Genomic DNA, 18,436 nt, shown 5'->3' on the forward strand with positions numbered 1-18,436 from the left:
GTTTATTTAGTTGATGGATTTTGATTTTCTTTTGTAGAATAAGGTATTGGCTCCGTATTTTGCCAATCTGAAAGACTGTTGGTGTATTGGCTTTTGTTGTTTTCGCTGCCTTTGTAATAAGACAATACAACCGGAATGTAATTTTTATCTTCAATCAGCGGATTTCCGAAATTATCTGTAGTGGTGCCGTCAATATGCACAGCATAACTATTGTCAGCTTTATGATGTCTGGCACTCGTAAAGTTTCCGGCTGGAATGTTTTCTGCTAAGTTTAAATTGAAGTAAAAAGCTTTTGAGTTTTTAGCCGGTTTCGGAGCTTTGTCTGTAAGCTCTTTCAGTTTAGCATTCAAGTCAGTTGATAGCGCTCTTGCAATACGCAATTTCTCTTTTGCATCTGCCAAAGCTGTTTTCAGGCTTGCATTTTTTTGTTTTTCCTGATCCAAATCTTTGGCATTTTTATCCGTATTTGTAGCATTTGCAGAAGCATTTAAAGCTTCTATTTCGCTAGTATATAAGTCAATATCTGCTTGAACAATTTTAATTTCTTCAGTTAATTCACTAGTTTCAATTTTAAAATCAAGCGTGTTCAAATCTTCATTTGTAGCAATATCATCAGGATAAGGCAGGAAGAAACATCTGTAATCGACTTCATTTGATTTTAAAACTTCTTTTTCAACATTAAAAGTAACTTTAGACAAATCTTCTGAAGATGATTTTCTTGAAAAATCAAAGCCTTGAGCACTTTTTAAAGTATAAGTCAATGCAAATGTTTCAGAAGGAGCAGACAAGTAATCGTCAAACGTATTGATTTCTTTTTTGTAGTTTTCAGAAAAAGTGATCAAAAGAAAAGCAACATAATTTTGGCCCAAAACCAACGGATCATTGTCTGCGTCTCTAAATTGCTTATAAGCTATAGAAGCTTTGTATTTGCCTTTTGCATCTGGAGTTTGAGAAGCAGGAATATTTTTGCACTGATCTGCATTGCCAACTAAATCTTCTGCATTAGAAACGCTGAAGAATGATTTTTTACTGTCTTTTACCAAAATCAAATTATAGCTTAAAACAGGCGCTTTTAACCCGGTATTTGGATTTTCAGGATCTCTATCTTCTGGAGTAAAAGGAGTTTTATAAGCATCAAAAGAAATATTGAAATTCCCGACAGCAGGGTCAAAAAGCTTCGGAATTTCGACAATTAAACTCTGGTTAAATTGCTCGTTATTATACGAATATGCTTTTTTAGAAGCTTCATATTCCACTTCATTGCACTTTATAGCACCTTCTGCCGCTCTGGTCGCAATGCTAGCTTTAGCTTTAGTATCATTGTCTACCGTTAACACTGCCGTAATTGACGTTAAGTCAGCTGTAGTAACCTGCAATAAATTGTTTACAGAAGCATTCGTTAGCTTAGCTCCGTCGGCCACTACAGAAGTCGAAACTTCAGAAATAGAAGCTGTCGCTTCCATAGCAAATTGCGAAGTCTGCTCTGCCTTATAAGCTGTTTTATTGATGAGGTTGTATGCCACGCGCGCTTGCTGGTAAATTTGAGTTCCATAGTCGGCTGCATTTATAATACTGTAAATACTCCCGATATCGCTAGCCAGACGTACAACCGAATTAGCCGCAATTTGTATGTTTGAAGCACAAACTGCCATATTGGTAACCGATTGTGTAACATAGGTTTTTTGCTGATTTGCAGATAATAACAGGTTGTCTGCCATGTTTTTATTCTTTACCACAACAGTATTTATAAGCTGTTTTTCCTGGTATAATTTTGTTGTAGCATCAAGTTTTTCTTGCGCAATAATTTCGGCTCCTTCGGCATAATAAAGCGTAAACATTGAGTTGTTCAATTCGTTGCTCAATTGCTTTTTGGTCATTTCTTGGCTTTCTAATGAAGACAATACACTAGAATGCAGATTTTCATTGTAAGTGTTCATAATAGTTCTTTTAGTTAATTAATTTATATTTCAATATTGTATTCAAGGTTTTATTAGCTTTTTTTGGAATGTTAATAAGGCCAGATCACATGCAGAGGCTTATCTATCCAATGGTATTTCATAATCGAAAAAGCAAATGGAGATCGGTTTATCAAAATATCATACGCCCTTTTGTCAACAGTCAGTTCCCATTTATCTTCATGTTCTACTAGAATTCCGTCGCGAACGAGCCAGTTTCCTCGAAAACCATCTACAGAACAATCTCCAATTTCTGGCCAATGCGAAATCGCAGCTTGTATCAAACCATTTATCAATTGTTTTTCAGAATCAGTTATTTCGACAAAATCTGGAACAGTATCGGTCAAAGGCAAACCGCATAACACTTTATTCAAAGGCAGATAAATCTCTTCTGTTTCCTGCATTCCCGTAATTACGTATTGCAGATACTGAACAGCTCGAACCTGATGCTCATTGCTTATAAATTTATTTTCAGAGGTTAGCTGCAGCCGTTCAAACAGCATCGCGATATAATCGTTTAAGAGCACAATTCCAGCGTTTCTAACTGGAATTCCTAGTTTAGGACTGTTTTTTGGTCTTTCTTTAATTTTAATTAATTCCATTTTCGAAAATATTTCAGGTTGTTTTAAAAGAGGAGCAGTTTGTTTTTCAGTTCTTAGAATTTCTTTAAACCCAAGCTGTAAAGCGGGCGGAAACTGATAGATATATTTTTCCAGATCAGCCAAAAAGCTTTTTTTAGAAATCCCTTTTTTCGTTACCACTTCCCAGATCAATTCATTCCAGATTCTGTCGGCAGTAATAAGTCTCCAATTGTCATTGGTTACAGCTTTTAAAAGTTTTCGCAGTAAAAGATGCTGCATTTCTTTAGAAGCCAAACCTTTGATTTTAACAGAGCCTAAAACATGGTTGAATTTTTCTAGAATTCTTAAATACAATTCTTTGTTTTTATCTACTTGACTAACCGCATTGCACAGATTATGAAAATTAATGTTGCGGCAAAGCCAATCCATTTGAGCTTCGGGAATAAACTCTTTTTTCATTATGCTAAAGAAAATCTTAGGCTCTTTTATAATAATCATATTCAGTATTTCTTTGATTTCGATAGTTTTTGAAATGCTGAAAACAGTTGAAACCTTACGTTCTATAACAATTGACGAAATCCAACTGTATTTTTCTTTTTCGGATAAATTGTTGATTTCGAATAAAATGGCTGAACTAATGGATTCTGAAATTTCATTAGAAATCGTATCATCTGATAGTATTTGATTCTCCAAAAGAGGCATTAATTCTGTAAGTGAATTGGCAGATTCAAAAGAATTTGCTTCGTTTTGAATTGCTGTTTCCTCTTTCGTAATATTCTTTTTTACGTATAATTTGAGTTCTTTCTGAAGCAGTTTTTCAAAAAGCATTTCATTGCCTTTATAAGTCGAATATTTTAAAATTGAATTCCAGAAAAGCTCATTTAATTCACCAATTATTTTAGTTTTCGAAATTGATTTTGCATTGCGAATTATTATTTCTGAAGTTTTCTGAACCCAATTCTTTTTCAGCACAGCTCCATTTGTTAGAAAATAATTCAAAATGTTTTCGCTTTCTTTTCTGTCTTGTTTTCGAAGCAAAACAAATCCTGCGTCATTAAAATTTACAGTCAATAATTGAGCTAATTCCTGCTGATCTTCCTGTGAGGTATTTTGAATAAGCAATGCAAGCGCAACAGTATCAATAGATTTTGTGTTTTTTAATTGATTGATGAAAGTTTTTTTAATGGCAACTCCAAAAGATTTAATTCGTTTGGACTGAATCAGTTTTGTAATGAACTGAAAATAATCGCTTCGTCTCGTCTCAGTTACTTTTTTGGATAACTGTACAATAATCGTTTCCAAGAATAAAGAAGCATTATGTTCCGGATGAAACAATATTTCCTGCATGCCGAGAAGCAATAAATTATCGGTCATTAATTCTTCTGGAAAATCATAGTTGTCTTTTTCGTTCAGAATTTCATAGACAACTTGTATTGTCTGTACGAGTTTTGTTTTTTTATAATTGGCTGTTTTAACTAATAATTGAAGCATTTCGCGATTCAAAATCAGCGGTAAAATTTTCTTCAAAACTTCTTTATTTCCATAAGAAAGCATGACCTCAAAAGCCATTTTTGGATGCAGTAAAATAGTTCTCGTCAGCGATCGTTGCAAGTCAACAAAAAAGACACTTTTGGCACTGTTTTTCTGCAATTCTAATTCTAGTTTTGCAACTAGATTCTTAAAATAAACAGCAGGATAATTAGAATTATTTTTACTGATTTCTTTGCAATAAATAGCATTTAAACTGGTGTAAATAGTTGCCGAATTATTGTTTTTCACAGCTGCCGGAATTTTAGCATTGGTAAATAAAGCCAGCAAATGCTCATGGCTCAGATTATTTTCTTTGCTCAATTCTTTAATGCAAAACAATAAAAATGCAGTATTGTCAGCATTTTTATTTTTGATGAGAAAAAGAATTCCAATTTGCCATAAAACCTTACTGTTTTTTTTTAGTTTAAAAGTCTGGCTCAGCTTATTCAGATACATTACAGATTCTGTGTGAAGCTGCGATGGAGTAGTGTCCAGTTTAGAATATAGTATTTTTATCGAAGTTTCGTTTAAATCTTCAATAAGCGAAATCAGCAGATTTTCATCTTTGAAAATAGGTTGGATAAGAGCACTGAATTTTGTTTTATTCTCATTGCTCAAAGCCAAAATCAATTCATTCAGATTGTCTCTCTCCGTTTTAAATTTTCTAGTGTTTTTATTTTTTAGCAGTTGCTCCAAAACAATCCAATAGTTTGTAGCTGTTTCAGGTTTGTAATTTTCGCTTTTTTGCGTTTCATATTCCTGAGTCAATATTTTTAGACAAGCAATAAAATTGTTATTCTGAGACGTTTTATCAGAGAGTTTTACAACTGTATTTTCGATCAGAATAATCAATTCTGCATAAGCAATATTGTAATGATTGGCCATTTGCAGAATACTGCTTTTCATGAAAGCCAGTTTATTGAAAAGTGTACCGCGTTCCAACAGCAAAAAGTTCAGAATAAAGAACCACAGATTCTTTTTGAAACTTGCCGTACTAGTCTGAATAATAGTTTCTTTAACCTGAATATTAACCATAATCGAGCTGAACTCAATAATCGAGCTATTATTAGGCTCAAGCGATGCAATTATTTTGGTGATGTTTTTCTCGTCAAATTGCCACGCAATTCGTTTTCTAACCTCTTCGTGCGATAATCCGGTTTCTTTAATAATTGCTATAACTTCGGTTAGGTTATTCTGAAGCAATTCTGCCATAATCTGGTTGACAGAACCTTCTTTATGCTGATAATTCCAAGGCAGAGAACCTTCAAGCAAAAAGACCATCAAATTCTCAAGAATTGATTTTTCTTTATTGTAAACCGCAATTCTGTTTTGCTTCTGATTGTTTTGATACAGAATTAATTCGGCTATTTTTTCTCTTAGCAAACTGCGTATTTTTCGACTCAGATCAAACTCGAGATCGCTATAATCGCAAGAACCCAAATCGAGTTCCAGCGATTCAATTCTCCAGCTTTGTTCCTGCGGACATAATTCGTTAAAAATAGCGGCGACTTCTCTCGGAAGCGTAATTTTGCTCCACGAGCTCAAACGCTCCTGAAGTTTATAACCTTCATTTTTCTGGTCAAAAGTCGTGTCCCATTTTAGACTCGATACAATATGGCTATTTATTTCTTCCATTTTTTGTCGCTAAAATTGAGGTTAGACTATTGATTAAATTAACCGCTGATTGCTCAGGATCTGAACTTGCTGTTTCTGAATTATCTTTTGGTTTATAAATTAAATCTTGTGCGTTTTTGAATCTCAAACTCTCATGCCAGCTGCTATAATTGGGCATAAAGGTTTCCAATTCCTGAAGGCTTACAAACAAACATTCGCATTTTATACTTGTCGGAAGGCTGACCGCAAGAAACTGTTTAAGGCGTTTTTTGAACTCAGGAGTTTGCAACTCCGGAATAAAGTCGGGAAATAATAAGACGGCATTTTTCTTAAAGAGTTCATTATTGATTGTAATTGTCCCATTTCCAGATGAAATCGAAATCCTAAATAAATAATCAGATAATTTACTTTTTGTATAATCGCTAACCGTCACAGCTTCAGAATCGTCAGAAATAAAAGAATATTTCTGGTTGGCAAATTCCAAATAACCCTCAACAAGCTGGGCATCTAGCACTGCTTGACTAGTAGTATTTAAAATATAGTTGATATTTGCTGTTGATTGAAAATCAACATTTTGAATTTTATGACTTAAATTTTTACTTTTATATAAAATTTCGATATTGTATTTTAACTGACTTAATAAAAGTGACGTTTCGATTAAAAAACATCCTTTTCTTTTCTCTTTCAGCCAATATACTTTTTGTATTGTTTTATTACTGTTCAGTTGATCTTGAATAGAACTTTGTTCTGTTTCAAATTTCGTCGTAATAAAATTGTTGTAGATGTTTTTTAATCCGAAAAGCAAACTCAGTTTTAATTCTAAACCCGAAAAATTATTGAAATCGGTTTTGCTTAGTTTTTCTTTTTTATTGAGTTTATCAGACTGAAAAACGAAATCGGAAGTATTCTCGCTGATACGATCAAAATGTTCGTTTTTGATATTCGACAAACCAAAATCGGCATTCTGATTGATTTTAGAAGCAGTCAGAAAATTGTAGCCTTTTAGTCGGTTGTACGATAACAGATCGAGGTTTTGCAAATACAGACTTTTCAAAATGATCTGATCTTTTTTCTTATTTCCGGTATAAATCGTATCCTCGATAATCGCATCAATAACCTTTGGAGATTCGCCATGTCTGGCCAATAAATGATCTAATATTTTGTTTCTTCTATCGAAATTTACATCTTCCTCTTCCATGATTTTCATCATTCCGAAGATGTACGAATTGTAAGGATCTTGCTGATATTCGAACCAGCTTTTTTCTTTCAGTTCTTTTTTAGTTTCCTCGCTAGAGCTGTATTCAAAAACAGTATTATTTTTTAATAAAGGCTTGATATGAGGAACATTGTACAAAGATTGATAGAAATAACTCGGAGCAAACATTTTGTACGGAACAGGATATTCTAAATGTTTTTTCTCGAATTTGTCTTTCAAAGCATAAAAAGTTTCATTGTCTGAAGGCGCTCCGCATACCGAATTGGTAAAAGAAAATAGCTTTGAAACATTTGCCAATTGCGAAAACTGATTGGCCAAAACCTGATCAAATAAAGTCAGATATCCTTTTAACTGGCGAGACTGCGCCACTTGAATTGGTGCCGAATCATCTTCGATTTTGTCGTCGCCAATGCCATATTGCTGCGGAAATGTATTTTGAATGGAGTAGTAGCTATTGATATCTCTAAAACTGCTTTTGGGCAATTTTATAGCGGGTTTGTTGTTTAAACTTGTGGCCGTGTCTTGATATTTGCTTAAATTAATTTGCAACGGACCAAAAGCGTCCGCCTGTATTTCTTTTCCGTTCGACTGTAATAATAGCTTTTTCTCTTTATAAGAAGCCATTACATCTATTGATAAGATTTGGCTTTCAGTTGATTGCAATGCTTGCGTGCTGATTTTGTTCTGATAAAGCTGTAATCCTGAAACCGAAATAATTCCTGCTACAGATTCAATTACAGGAATCAGATCAATGGCTTTTACAGTGTCTTTTTTATCGGATAATGATTCGTCTAAAATCCAGCCGTTTTTAAGATACGGCCCATCATATATTTCGGCAGCATTATATCCTTCTTCTTTTAAAGCATCATAATTTACCTGATCGATTTTCGGAAATATAAACGAGCGGAGTTTATTTTGAAGTTCTAATAAAACCGCATGTTCGTCTGCATCTTTTTCCAATTCTATTTTTCCGCCAATCCAGCAATTTTGAGTTTGCAGTGCAATTGGCATATTAAAAAGCTCGCCAATATTACGGCTTTGATTAAGGTAATAAAAAACCGATTTGCAAATATTTTGGCATTTTTCAGCATCGGTAATGTCAGGATTGATATACAGATAAACTTGATAAATTCTGCTAAAAGGCAAAATATTATCCTTGTACGTGGTAATAACAGCATTATAAACATCGTCTATGCCATCGATAATATATTTTCTATAGTCATCAATAGTATAAGGAGCTGTAGTCAGGATTTTATAAGGCAAATAAAACTGATTTTCGATTTCCATCTTTCCAGTAGAATCCGTCAAAATATCTGGAATCGAAAAATCGGTGCAATAGCCCAATTCGGTCAGCGCATAACAAACCTGATCCAGAATGGTCATTCCGGGATCGCTCGGATTAAAGTTAGTCCACTGATTGCCAATATGGTTTTGGATATAATCAATAGCTTCGTCTTTCAGAAAATTAAAATCCTGATGCGGCGGAAGCTGTATTTTTGTTATTTGATTATTGGTATCCATTTATGCTAAATATGAAATGTTATGATTGGGTGCAGAAACTAAAAGTGTCGCTGGTCCATAAGGCATTAAAGCTTTTTTTTCGGTTTTTAAAGCCGTTTGTATTCCCGTAATGGGATTGATGTAATAACTCGTAAAAGTTACTTTTTCGACAGAAAGAACTCCTTCAATATTTTGAACAAAACTGCTGACTTTGCCATCGATGAGCGGTTTGCCAATTTCTATTTCAGAAGGAGAATTTGCAATCCATGGCGATAGATATTTTTTTAAGGCAAGATTTACATTCTTGCTGATTAATGCCGTCTGATAGTTCTGTTCGATTTGAATCGTGATGTTTATGCAAACATATTCCAGATTAAAATTGGATATGTTCAGGTTTATAAAAGGCGACGAATTGGCTTTTAAAAAGTTTCTCACTTCAATTTCCAAAGCATTTGTAACCAAAGGAATAAAGGCGTTTGAATCATTGTCTGACGCTACTTTTTTTACCAAATAAACATTGGTGCTGTTGTCGCTTTTTTTAGTCACTACTTTTGAGTAATAGACAGTATCAAATTTTTCGGCAATTAGCGTATAATAATCTGCCGCTGTGCTGGCTCTGTTTTTGGTTTTAATGCTGTTGCTTACTCTTTTATTTCGGTCGGTTTTGTTTTCTGCAACTTTTCCTCCAAAAGAAGCAAAAGGCTGAATTATGTTGCCTATTTCAGGAATTTTGATTTCTGGTTTTGTAATAACATTGGCATCAATATGCGGACTTTCTGTATCGGTTAAAAATGAAGTTCCAGTTCTCTTTACACTAAAACCGTTGGTTTGCATAAAAGTGGTTTTCGAAAAAGATTTAAGATTGCCAATTGCTGCAATAGAAATCCAATTTTTGGTTCCAGGCATTATAGTGCTATCATTGTTGCAATCTGCCGGAATCGGAATTTCGATTATTCCAGAACATCTAAACTTACTGGTTTCATCAGATAATGGCTGTATGTTTTTCCAGCCAGAATTACTCAAATAGTAATACATAATATCATTCTGGTCGGTAAGTGCGGTTGAATTTCTTGCCAATTCAAAATAGAGATTGAGAGTGCTGTTGCAAATCAAATTATCGAGTTCTATAAATAATGCCCCGTTATGGTCAAAAGACGGATAAAGCGGAAAACCTTTTACAGCGTTGCTTTCAGCGCTTCCAATAATTTCGGTATTGAATGTATTTGTTTCAGTCTTATCGGCTGTGGCGCTATCAAATACGGTATAATTTGAAAATGGCGCATAAATAAAATACTGAAACGGATAATCTCCCGCTGTACCATCAAGTTTGTACGTTACGCTGGCATTATAAATGGCAGAAAAGGTTTGTATTTTTGGCGCAAATGGCACATTCGCAGCAGCGATAAAATCTTTTACTTCTTTGTCTCCTGCCATCGCCAGTTTATTGCCGTTTTGCAAAGCAATACTAGCCACAACGTTGGCATATAATTCTGAACCGAAACCATATTCTGGAGTCGCTAAAGTCATTCTGATAAATCCTGACGAACTTTCTTCAGTAAATTTTAAAGGCTCTTTTTGAATATTCGGATCGGGCTCCCAAATTTTAACCGCAGTTTGCGTTAAACTTAAATTTGAAGGTGATTTAGCATACACATAACAGCTGCTAGATGTACTGAGAATTGGATTGGCATTGTTTAGAGGTTCTGGATCGAATAAATAAACAGAATCGGGAGTTTCATCAACTGCAATAAAAACTTTATCGACATCACTGCACTCTATTTTTGTCATTTTAAGACCCTGCCATGATTTGTCCTGCATGATGGTAAAATCAGCTGTAAAACTGGCGTTTGTAAATTCTTTTTTAACAACAATATTTTTTTCTCGTGGATGCAAAAATCTAATTGTTTTTGCAAGCCTTCTATTTTCTTCTTTTATTTGCGGATTCAGATAGTTATTGTATTGTTGGTAATACAATGAAAAATCATTAGGCCTTTTGTCCCAATCTATTTTCACTATAAAACTATCTAGAGGTTTGCTTAAGATTTCGTTATTTCCGATAATAAAATTGGCATTCACCAGCGGAACTGGCCCAAAAGGAGTGAAGGGGTTTTTGGTACTTAACTCTCCATAATCATTATACAGTTGAAATGATTTAACTCCTTCTACATCTAATGCAATAGTTAGCGAAGTAATTTTTGGCGGTTCTTGCGGATTAGGAACATTTTGAAACAAAATTTTCATCATTGGCCAATCGCTTTTTAATCCGTCGGGATTTATTAAAAAAGGTTCAATTGCTACTACAGTGGGATCAAGCTCAATCTTAATCGTAATTGTATTCTGTTTGGTAGGGTCGACTGTGAAATTTGCAGGAATTAAATCCAATTTTAACCATTCTTTTTGCGTGCTTAAAAAATAGCTGGCTTCTTGCAGGATTTTCAAATCTATTTGCAAATCAAATTCCAATGTTAGCGTTATAGTTCTCTGTCCTTCGCGTAATAATAGCATCGGCGAAGCAAATGCAATTCCGATTAAAGACGGATTTAAAGAAGCATCATCAGAACCAAAAGTTTCCCAGCTTATCGCTTTATTTTCTGGATCTAATTGAATTTCGGTAGGCTTTACAATGGTCTGCAAATTATACGAGGCATTGTTTTGATCCTGATAAGAAAGTTTGTGAACGCTTGAAATCGTCGCTGGATTTAGATTTACATTTTTATGAGAAGCAAATAGTATCGGATTCTTTTGCGCATCGACTCCTGCATTAAACAAAGTTTCCGCTGGCAAAGTATAAACCGATGTTGGTTTTGTGAGCGTTGCACACAAAAAAGTCTGATCTGGAACGGCAGGCAATTTGGTTTGCTTTAAAATATCTTTGTAATAAAAATCAAGATGTTTTTCAGACAGTCCGTTCAATTGATCTTGCTGAATTTTTAGAATATTGACGAAAGAACGCAAAAGAACTGTATCTGGAAATTGCCCTTTTTTGAGGTTTAATTTCTTAAATTCTTTTCCCGCGTGATGAATTATCGTTTCTAAAAACTGAAATAATTTATCGCCAATTTTAGTTAGAATATCTAAGCTAAAAGACGTTATTGAAGCTGTTTCCTGTAATATTGGATGTTCGGTTTCAAGCCCAAAAACTTGCCAGAAAGGCGTTTTATCTTTATTTATGTACCAGATGTTTTTATCGAAAGAATTAAAGTCTTCTAATGGTGCAGAATTAATAAACAAACCATCGATAGCCAGTTTGTATAAATATTGCCTAAAAGACTGGATTGCCCAAAAATCTACACTTAATTTGTTTTTTACTTCTTGTAAAATATAGGTTTTGAGATCGTATGTTTCGTTATTGCTCTGCAAATAATGCGTCCAGCGTTCTATAATTTTATAAATCGCCGTAATGCGGTCAAACAAGCTGTTTAAAGCTTTTGAGTAAGGAATTTTAACGTTTCCGTTTGTGATTAATCGCTGAATTTCTGTACAGCTGTTTTTATAGTCAGTGTACAGTTTTTTATAATTGGTTTTCGAAATGGAAGCCATCAGAAAAACGGGATCTTTTAATAAAAACGGACTCCAGTTTCCTTCAATGGTATTGCTGTCATTATAAAAATTGATCAATTTGCTAAATTCCGCCAAAAAGTGTAGCCAGTCTTGCTCGGTTCTTCCGTCTATCAAATGCGGATTTGGAACGAGTGCTTCGTTGAGAGAATGTATAGCGCTATTTTGATCAATTAAAATCATTTTTTTCGATCTAAGTTGGTTCCTTCTTTTAAATAAAAAGGAAATACATAATTGTGTCTTGTATTGGTTTTTGAATAGATATAACTAATCAGGATTTCTATTTCTCCGTTTACAATGTCCGTTGAAGCGACTTTAACGTCCTGCACCAATATTCTCGGTTCATATCGCAATAAAGCAAACTTGATGGCTTCTATAATTTCGCCTTTCAACGTACTGTCAATTTTTCTAAACATAAATTGTTGTATTCCAGAGCCAAATTCAGCTTCAAGAGTACGCTCGCCTTTTCGGGTATTTAGAATGACATTGATAGATTCGTTAATGTTGGTTTCATTAGCAGACAAATTCAGCTGATGATTATCTGCAGAAAAAGACACGGGAAATGCCCATCCTGAACCTAAAAAAGCAGTGTCTGTATGTGCTGAATTATCCACCGATCATAACATTAAATGCTCCCAACATAATTGATCCTCCATGAGCGGTTGAATCTCCCATTCTTGCGGCAGGCATACCGTTTATCATAACTGTTGCAGATCCTTTTATAATAGAATCTGGCGGGCCAACACAAACCAGCATATCGCCAACTTTGGCGGCTGGCAATCCTGCTATTAAAACAGTTGGCGCACATGGGCCAACTATAGGTCCGCCTAAATGCGGAATCGGTGGCACTCCTGGAGTAACCATCGGACATTGGTGAAAATCGGTAAGTCTTGCTGCTGGTGGCATAAGTTTATTGTTTATTGTTTGTTGTTTGTTGTTTGTTGTTTGTTTTTGGCGGCTTTGTCAAAGTTTTAAACTTTGACAAAGTTTAATCGTAATTAATTATTTGTCGTTAACCAAAAACGATAAACGATTAACTATAAACCACAAACCACAAACCACAAACCATCAACCTTTAATTAATCATAACCATGGCGCCTTTCAAGGTTAATTGCATTCCTCCGGTTACTTGCGCCATTTGTCCGCCTTGAGCGTTATATTGCATAGATGCATTTTCTTTAATGTTCAAGCCTTGCGTGGCTACATCGCCGCCGCTTGACTCTATTTTTACGCCTTGATCTCCTTTGATAGTAACATTCTGATTGGCTGAAATATTGATGTTTTTTTGGCTTGTTAAATCTATACCGCTGCTAGACATTACGATACTGTTGTTATTTTCATCCTGAATCGTAATTTTCTTGTCTTTATCGCTAATTATGATGGTGTTTTTATTGGGTGTTGCAACAGTCCATACTTTGTTTTCGTCGTCAAATTGTACGGAAATTCCCGATTTGGAAACAATAGCTTTTACCGAATTTTTCTGATTCGGATCTAATCCTGTAAAAGGCTTTATACTTGTGCTACTGTAAACGCTGCCAAGAATAATCGGGTAACGCGGATCTTCGTTTATAAAACCTAAAACGACTTCGTCTCCAACTTCGGGCATGAAAAAAGCTCCAGCTCCGCTTGTCGAATAAAAGTTGGTCAATCTTGCCCAGATTCCTTCACCTTTCGGATCCAATAGCGGAACATCGACTAAAACTCTGTATTCTGAATCAGGATCTTCATACATCTTTTTTACAGTTCCGTTAAAGAGACCTTTTGCTCCAGGCAGAAGCCCAGAAGCGGGCGGCGCCATAACATCTGGCTCTTCGGTAAACCATAACGGAGAAAGCCCGAGCGAAACTTCTGTAACCCAGTTTCCTTGTGATAAATCATGTACAACGCCACCAATAAGATAATCGCCATTAAAACGATCTCCAAGACCGGCAAAAGTTATGTATTTTCCGGGATCGACTAAACTGGTGCCTTGAAATTTGGCTTCGCCCATTATTTTAGCATATTCACTTTTAATTATTTGCGCTTTAGACCAATTAGTTAAATCTGCCGTTTCCAAAGGTGCCGAAGTCTGCAATTGATAAGTCGAAAGTCCGATAGCCTCGGATAGTTTTTTAGTGGTTAAATTTCCAGCTCCAGTGACATTTGGTGTAGCATTACCACTTACAACGGCTTGTGTTTTAAAATCCCAGCTGTTGGCGGTTGCACTTCCTAATTGTGTCACAGCATTCAATTTGGCATTGAATTCAAGCAGATTATCGCCATAGGTTACGGTTAGCACCGATGTTGTTGTTTTATCAGGAGGATTTACAGCTACTTTTCCATTTAAAGTGGTTACAATTAGTCCGTTTGCTTCGGCTAGAGCCAAAATATAATCCCAGTCGGTAGCATAAAATTGGACTTGTTCTGGCCAAACTGTACTGGTTGCAGTAACATCTGAGCTTAATCCGGAATACGTTCCTATTATGGAAGAAATGATATCGCTGTCTTTTTGTTTTGAGAAAGTAAGGCTTTTGCGCCCCACAATCATTTTTATGGCTTTGTCACGGCATTCTATTTCTAAAGCTGATCCGACCAGATTATCAATACGAAGCGTCTGACTCATAATAACACCAGAAAAAATAACGGTGTTAGTGGCATCATATCCAGCTTCGATACTAATTTCTGCGCCAGGCACAAAAATAGAAGAGGAGCTGGCGTCAAATTTACCCGTATTAGGTTCTCCGTCTAGAATAGTCACTTTGGCAGAAGCAATTCGATTTACTTTTTTTTCGATATGAATGGAAAGCACGCTCAGTTCATCGGCTATTGCGGTTCCGTTAACTTTAACTGCGAATGTTGCGATTCCGCCACTTTTTATTTCAGTTGAGGCACTCATTAATTGGAAGGGATTATAGGTGGAAATATTAATTTGTCGATACCATTAAGGTTTCTGAATTTGTTGAGTTTATTATACTCAGCAACTTGTATATAAAACGAATCATCGTTCCAGACTTTCTGGCACAATTGCGGTAACGACATTCCTTCAGAAACGGTTACAATGTGCGTAAGATCTGGAGATTCGGGAGCGTCTGTTCTAGTTACTGTTTTTGGTGAAATGTAACGGCTAAAAGACAATGATAGCTTGGCTCTCAGCGGACTTCCATCGGGTTTAAACAAGGTGTACGAAATGTCAATAGAATCAAGCACTCCGTTGAATGTAATATTCTGACCCCATTGCACTTTTACAAAATTAGGACGGTGTATTTTACCGTTGTAAGTATAAATTATCGTTTCTAATGCTGTTATTTCTTTGGCCATATCGGTACGTTTTGCATCTACGATTCCGGTACAGTCAATCACCATTTCAAAACTTAATTTATCACTTGGAGTACTTTTATATTTTTGCGAAGCCGAGCTTGTGGCAGGTGCTTGCTGCTCATTATACTCGATGCTTTTTTGTATTTTGATATTATCAGGATTAATCATGAAAGCATACGGATTTCCAGAGAATTTATTTTGAAATTCTTCGTCTGTGTAACCCGTTATTTTCATTAATTCCAAGCTGGCCATTTGTTTACTATTTTAAGTTTGTTTTTTTTTACGCAGATTTTTTCTTTTTAATTCTTTTAATCTGTGTCTCAAATTATTTCACGCAGATTTTAAATTGATCTAAGCAGATTTCGCAGATTTATTGTAACTGCATTAAAATTAGATCTGCTTTAATCTGCAAAATCTGCGTGAAACTTTTTTTAAATTCTTTAATCTGTGCCTTTAACGTTTATAGCTATTTTCCTGATTTTTTTCTGCGATTAATCTTTTGCATTCTTCCAGCAGCTGTTTTCTTAAAATAGACAGCTCTCGTTCTTTGGCTAGAGCCGAATTTTTTGCGTTTGTTGTAACGATTTCAGTTTTGATAACGAGTTCTCTTATTTCGATTGGCATAATGGTTTACGTAAAAAGTTTATCAAATTTGGTATCCTTTGAAATGTCAAAATAGGTGTAAGCCAGTTCAATAGATTCTATCGCTATGTTGCTTTCCTGAGAGTTTAAATCAGAAACCGAATATTTTACGGGATAGGCATTATTAAAAGTCCATTGCATGCATACAACACCTGAGGCATTAAGCAATTTCAGAATCACATTTTTGGGCTGAATTGGGTTTGATAATCCTTGATCAATGCAGTTGGCGCACCAATTTACCAGCTGCGATCCTGCGGGTACCATAGCTCTTTTAAGGACTAAGTTCTGACTGTTGGAAATGGTTGGGAGGCGATATTTAAATCTATTTTCGCCTCCACAAACAATTTCTTCTACGCTTAGTTCTTTAGAAATTCCAGATACCTCTTTGAAAGCCGCATCTACACCTGCAAACGAAAGTGTAAAATAAAAGCTAACAGGATAATCGTTACTTACCGCCATTTTTAATGATCAGTTGTTCGTGTGCAATTTCTATAGTGTCTACCGCAACCTCATTACCATCAGATTTTAAATCGGTGCTGGTAATTTTAGTGGGCCAGGCATTATTTAAAGTCCATTGCATGGTTACGCCGCCTTTTTCGTCTAATAATTTGATCAGAACCGTTCTTCTTTTAATCGTATTCATTACGACTTGCTGATGCCAATCCCAGAAAGTATTATCATTTACAAAGATTCCACGTTTCATGGTTACGTTTCCGTATTTGGTAATTCCCGGCATTTTCTCCACAGAAAAAAGCGGACTATTACTTTTACGATATTCTATAATTTGATTTTCGACGTCCATTCCGGTAACTTCCTGAAAAGCTACTTTTGTTAATTCTGTTCCAAGGTCTACTTCGAATCTAAACTTTGGCATGGGCCATGTTGCGCCTTGTACGCTTCCGTCATCTGTTGCCATATTCTTTTATTTTTAAATTAAAATTTTACTTAATTGAGTATTTATTTGATTAACTAGAAGTTGCCATTTGCTGTTGAAATGTCAAGACAATGAATTCAGCTGGATGAACAACTGCAACTTTAACTGTAACATTCATGAATCCATTTAAAATGTCGTCTGCTGTCATGGTAGAACCCAATCCGCAGGCTACAGAAAAGGCATCAGAAGCGCTGGCTCCTTGCAAACCTCCTTGTTTCCAGATCGAACTAAGGAAACTGCTAATCATAGAAATCACGGCTTCCCAAGTATTTTTGTCATTTGGCTGGAAGACATAAGCTTGAGCTGCCAGTTTACAAGATTGTTCTAAGAATATCATGGTTCTGCGCACCGGAATATATCTCCAGTCTTGGCTGTTTCCGTCTAATGTTCTAGATCCCCAAATTAAAATCCCTAAACCGTTAAAAGTTCGAATTGCATTGATCGATTTACCCGAAACAGCATCTACATTTAAGTTGGCTTGTTGACTTTCAGAAATAGAAATTGGCAATGAAGCTGCACCTACGATCGAAGTATTTGCAGGAGCTTCCCACGGACCGACAGTATTGTCTACAGTTGTGATAACTCCTGCCATAGCACCGCTTGGAGGAAGAATATTAGCGTCGGCCACAATGTGTTTGATCATTAAGGAATAGGTCTGACTTGCAATAAGTAACGCATTGTGATTTTGAGTAACAGTTAAAGTACTTGCCGGACTTTGAATATTAGCAATAATTGCCGCCGCCGCCGGATTTGGAGCGCTAGCAGGATTAAGAATTGCTTCTAATTGTTTTACGTCTCCGCCAAATAAATTCGTATAATCAATATCTGAATTTTGCATTATCGTAGTCCCGATAAAAGGATAATATGCCATTCCATAATTCAACCCAACAGAACCTGTATTCATTCTAAAATTGGTAATGTCTTGAGTGTACAAAATTGGGTCTGGGGCGTCACCTCCAATAATATCAAACAAACACATTGCTGTTTGCATTTGCGTTGCTTGCAAAAGCATTGACTGCATTAATGTTCCATTGTTTTCTACGCTTAACAAAGTCGCTTCCGGGCAGATGTACATAGTTGGTTCTTGCTCGTTTAGCAATAAAGCAAGTCCTTTAGTCAAATCATTCAGCTGTACATTCGGATTTACAACAGGAACGCCTGGAGCTGCTGGTTTTTGCGACGGAGGTCCGTAGCTTCCAACAGAAACAATATAAGCATCTCCACCGCCATTTTCATAAAAAAGCCTTACGCTATTGTACAAATAATAAACGGTGTTCGGGTCTGGAACTATAGAATAATAAGTTCCTGCAATTAGCATGTAGTCGCCTTTTAAGGGCTGACTTTTTTCTGCTACCAAGTAATATTCAGGATTGTACTGTTTCGACGGACTTGCAGGTGCAGGTGGATCTGGCAAACAGAAAAAAGCCTGAAAATCAGCAAAAGATGTGATTTTTACTGGCACATTCGTATACGATTTTCCTTCGTATGCGGCCTGTGGTGTGTACCCTATAAATGCTGGTATTGCTGTGGCAACTCCAACAACAGAATTGGGAAAAGCATTTAATTCTTGAATGTAAACACCAGGAGTTTGAATGGTAGATAAATTCAT

At 35.7% G+C, this 18,436-nt stretch carries 12 protein-coding genes; all 12 read right to left on the minus strand.

Features of this window, described 5'->3' with window-relative positions:
* Nucleotides 1-2: 2 nt before the first annotated feature.
* Complete coding sequence (locus Q9Q97_RS09510) at nt 3-1,937, minus strand: hypothetical protein (protein ID WP_306156360.1); 1,935 nt, start codon at nt 1,935-1,937, stop codon at nt 3-5.
* A 71-nt stretch (nt 1,938-2,008) separates the two neighbouring features.
* On the minus strand, nt 2,009-5,701 hold the full coding sequence (locus Q9Q97_RS09515; RefSeq protein ID WP_306156361.1) for a contractile injection system tape measure protein: 3,693 nt from the start codon (nt 5,699-5,701) through the stop codon (nt 2,009-2,011).
* Complete coding sequence (locus Q9Q97_RS09520; protein WP_306156362.1) at nt 5,685-8,417, minus strand: hypothetical protein; 2,733 nt, start codon at nt 8,415-8,417, stop codon at nt 5,685-5,687. Before Q9Q97_RS09520 ends, Q9Q97_RS09515 begins: the two co-directional genes overlap by 17 nt.
* Nucleotides 8,418-12,137, minus strand: coding sequence for a hypothetical protein (locus Q9Q97_RS09525; protein WP_306156363.1), 3,720 nt, complete (start codon nt 12,135-12,137; stop codon nt 8,418-8,420). It abuts the gene before it with no gap.
* Entirely contained in the window at nt 12,134-12,568 is a 435-nt protein-coding gene (locus Q9Q97_RS09530) for a GPW/gp25 family protein (RefSeq protein WP_306156364.1), read from the minus strand. Before Q9Q97_RS09530 ends, Q9Q97_RS09525 begins: the two co-directional genes overlap by 4 nt.
* Nucleotides 12,561-12,860: a PAAR domain-containing protein gene (locus Q9Q97_RS09535; RefSeq protein WP_306156365.1), complete on the minus strand. Its 300-nt coding sequence runs from the start codon at nt 12,858-12,860 to the stop codon at nt 12,561-12,563. Before Q9Q97_RS09535 ends, Q9Q97_RS09530 begins: the two co-directional genes overlap by 8 nt.
* Nucleotides 12,861-13,029: 169 nt before the next feature.
* Nucleotides 13,030-14,829 (minus strand): type VI secretion system tip protein VgrG, encoded by a 1,800-nt coding sequence (gene vgrG, locus Q9Q97_RS09540; RefSeq protein WP_306156366.1) that lies wholly within the window; start codon nt 14,827-14,829, stop codon nt 13,030-13,032.
* The gene (locus tag Q9Q97_RS09545) at nt 14,829-15,503 is read right to left on the minus strand and encodes a hypothetical protein (RefSeq protein ID WP_306156367.1); all 675 of its coding nucleotides are present in this window, start codon (nt 15,501-15,503) and stop codon (nt 14,829-14,831) included. Before Q9Q97_RS09545 ends, vgrG begins: the two co-directional genes overlap by 1 nt.
* Nucleotides 15,504-15,704: 201 nt before the next feature.
* Nucleotides 15,705-15,875: a DUF5908 family protein gene (locus Q9Q97_RS09550; protein WP_306156368.1), complete on the minus strand. Its 171-nt coding sequence runs from the start codon at nt 15,873-15,875 to the stop codon at nt 15,705-15,707.
* Nucleotides 15,876-15,881: 6 nt separating this feature from the next.
* Nucleotides 15,882-16,352, minus strand: a complete 471-nt coding sequence (locus tag Q9Q97_RS09555; protein WP_306156369.1) for a phage tail protein — start codon at nt 16,350-16,352, stop codon at nt 15,882-15,884.
* A complete protein-coding gene (locus Q9Q97_RS09560) occupies nt 16,339-16,809 on the minus strand; it encodes a phage tail protein (RefSeq protein ID WP_008469163.1) in 471 nt (156 codons plus the stop codon). Before Q9Q97_RS09560 ends, Q9Q97_RS09555 begins: the two co-directional genes overlap by 14 nt.
* Nucleotides 16,810-16,858: 49 nt before the next feature.
* The gene (locus Q9Q97_RS09565; RefSeq protein WP_306156370.1) at nt 16,859-18,436 is read right to left on the minus strand and encodes a phage tail sheath C-terminal domain-containing protein; all 1,578 of its coding nucleotides are present in this window, start codon (nt 18,434-18,436) and stop codon (nt 16,859-16,861) included.

The organism is Flavobacterium sp. DG2-3 (assembly GCF_030730925.1).
In the GTDB taxonomy this organism is placed as follows: Bacteria; Bacteroidota; Bacteroidia; order Flavobacteriales; family Flavobacteriaceae; genus Flavobacterium.

Bases quoted from the DNA above. Each gene is read 5' to 3' on its own strand.
- Q9Q97_RS09510 (WP_306156360.1), bottom strand. From the start codon at position 1,937: ATGAACACTTACAATGAAAATCTGCATTCTAGTGTATTGTCTTCATTA.
- Q9Q97_RS09515 (WP_306156361.1), bottom strand. From the start codon at position 5,701: ATGGAAGAAATAAATAGCCATATTGTATCGAGTCTAAAATGGGACACG.
- Q9Q97_RS09520 (WP_306156362.1), bottom strand. From the start codon at position 8,417: ATGGATACCAATAATCAAATAACAAAAATACAGCTTCCGCCGCATCAG.
- Q9Q97_RS09525 (WP_306156363.1), bottom strand. From the start codon at position 12,137: ATGATTTTAATTGATCAAAATAGCGCTATACATTCTCTCAACGAAGCA.
- Q9Q97_RS09535 (WP_306156365.1), bottom strand. From the start codon at position 12,860: ATGCCACCAGCAGCAAGACTTACCGATTTTCACCAATGTCCGATGGTT.
- vgrG (WP_306156366.1), bottom strand. From the start codon at position 14,829: ATGAGTGCCTCAACTGAAATAAAAAGTGGCGGAATCGCAACATTCGCA.
- Q9Q97_RS09545 (WP_306156367.1), bottom strand. From the start codon at position 15,503: ATGGCCAGCTTGGAATTAATGAAAATAACGGGTTACACAGACGAAGAA.
- Q9Q97_RS09550 (WP_306156368.1), bottom strand. From the start codon at position 15,875: ATGCCAATCGAAATAAGAGAACTCGTTATCAAAACTGAAATCGTTACA.
- Q9Q97_RS09555 (WP_306156369.1), bottom strand. From the start codon at position 16,352: ATGGCGGTAAGTAACGATTATCCTGTTAGCTTTTATTTTACACTTTCG.
- Q9Q97_RS09560 (WP_008469163.1), bottom strand. From the start codon at position 16,809: ATGGCAACAGATGACGGAAGCGTACAAGGCGCAACATGGCCCATGCCA.
- Q9Q97_RS09565 (WP_306156370.1), bottom strand. From the start codon at position 18,436: ATGAATTTATCTACCATTCAAACTCCTGGTGTTTACATTCAAGAATTA.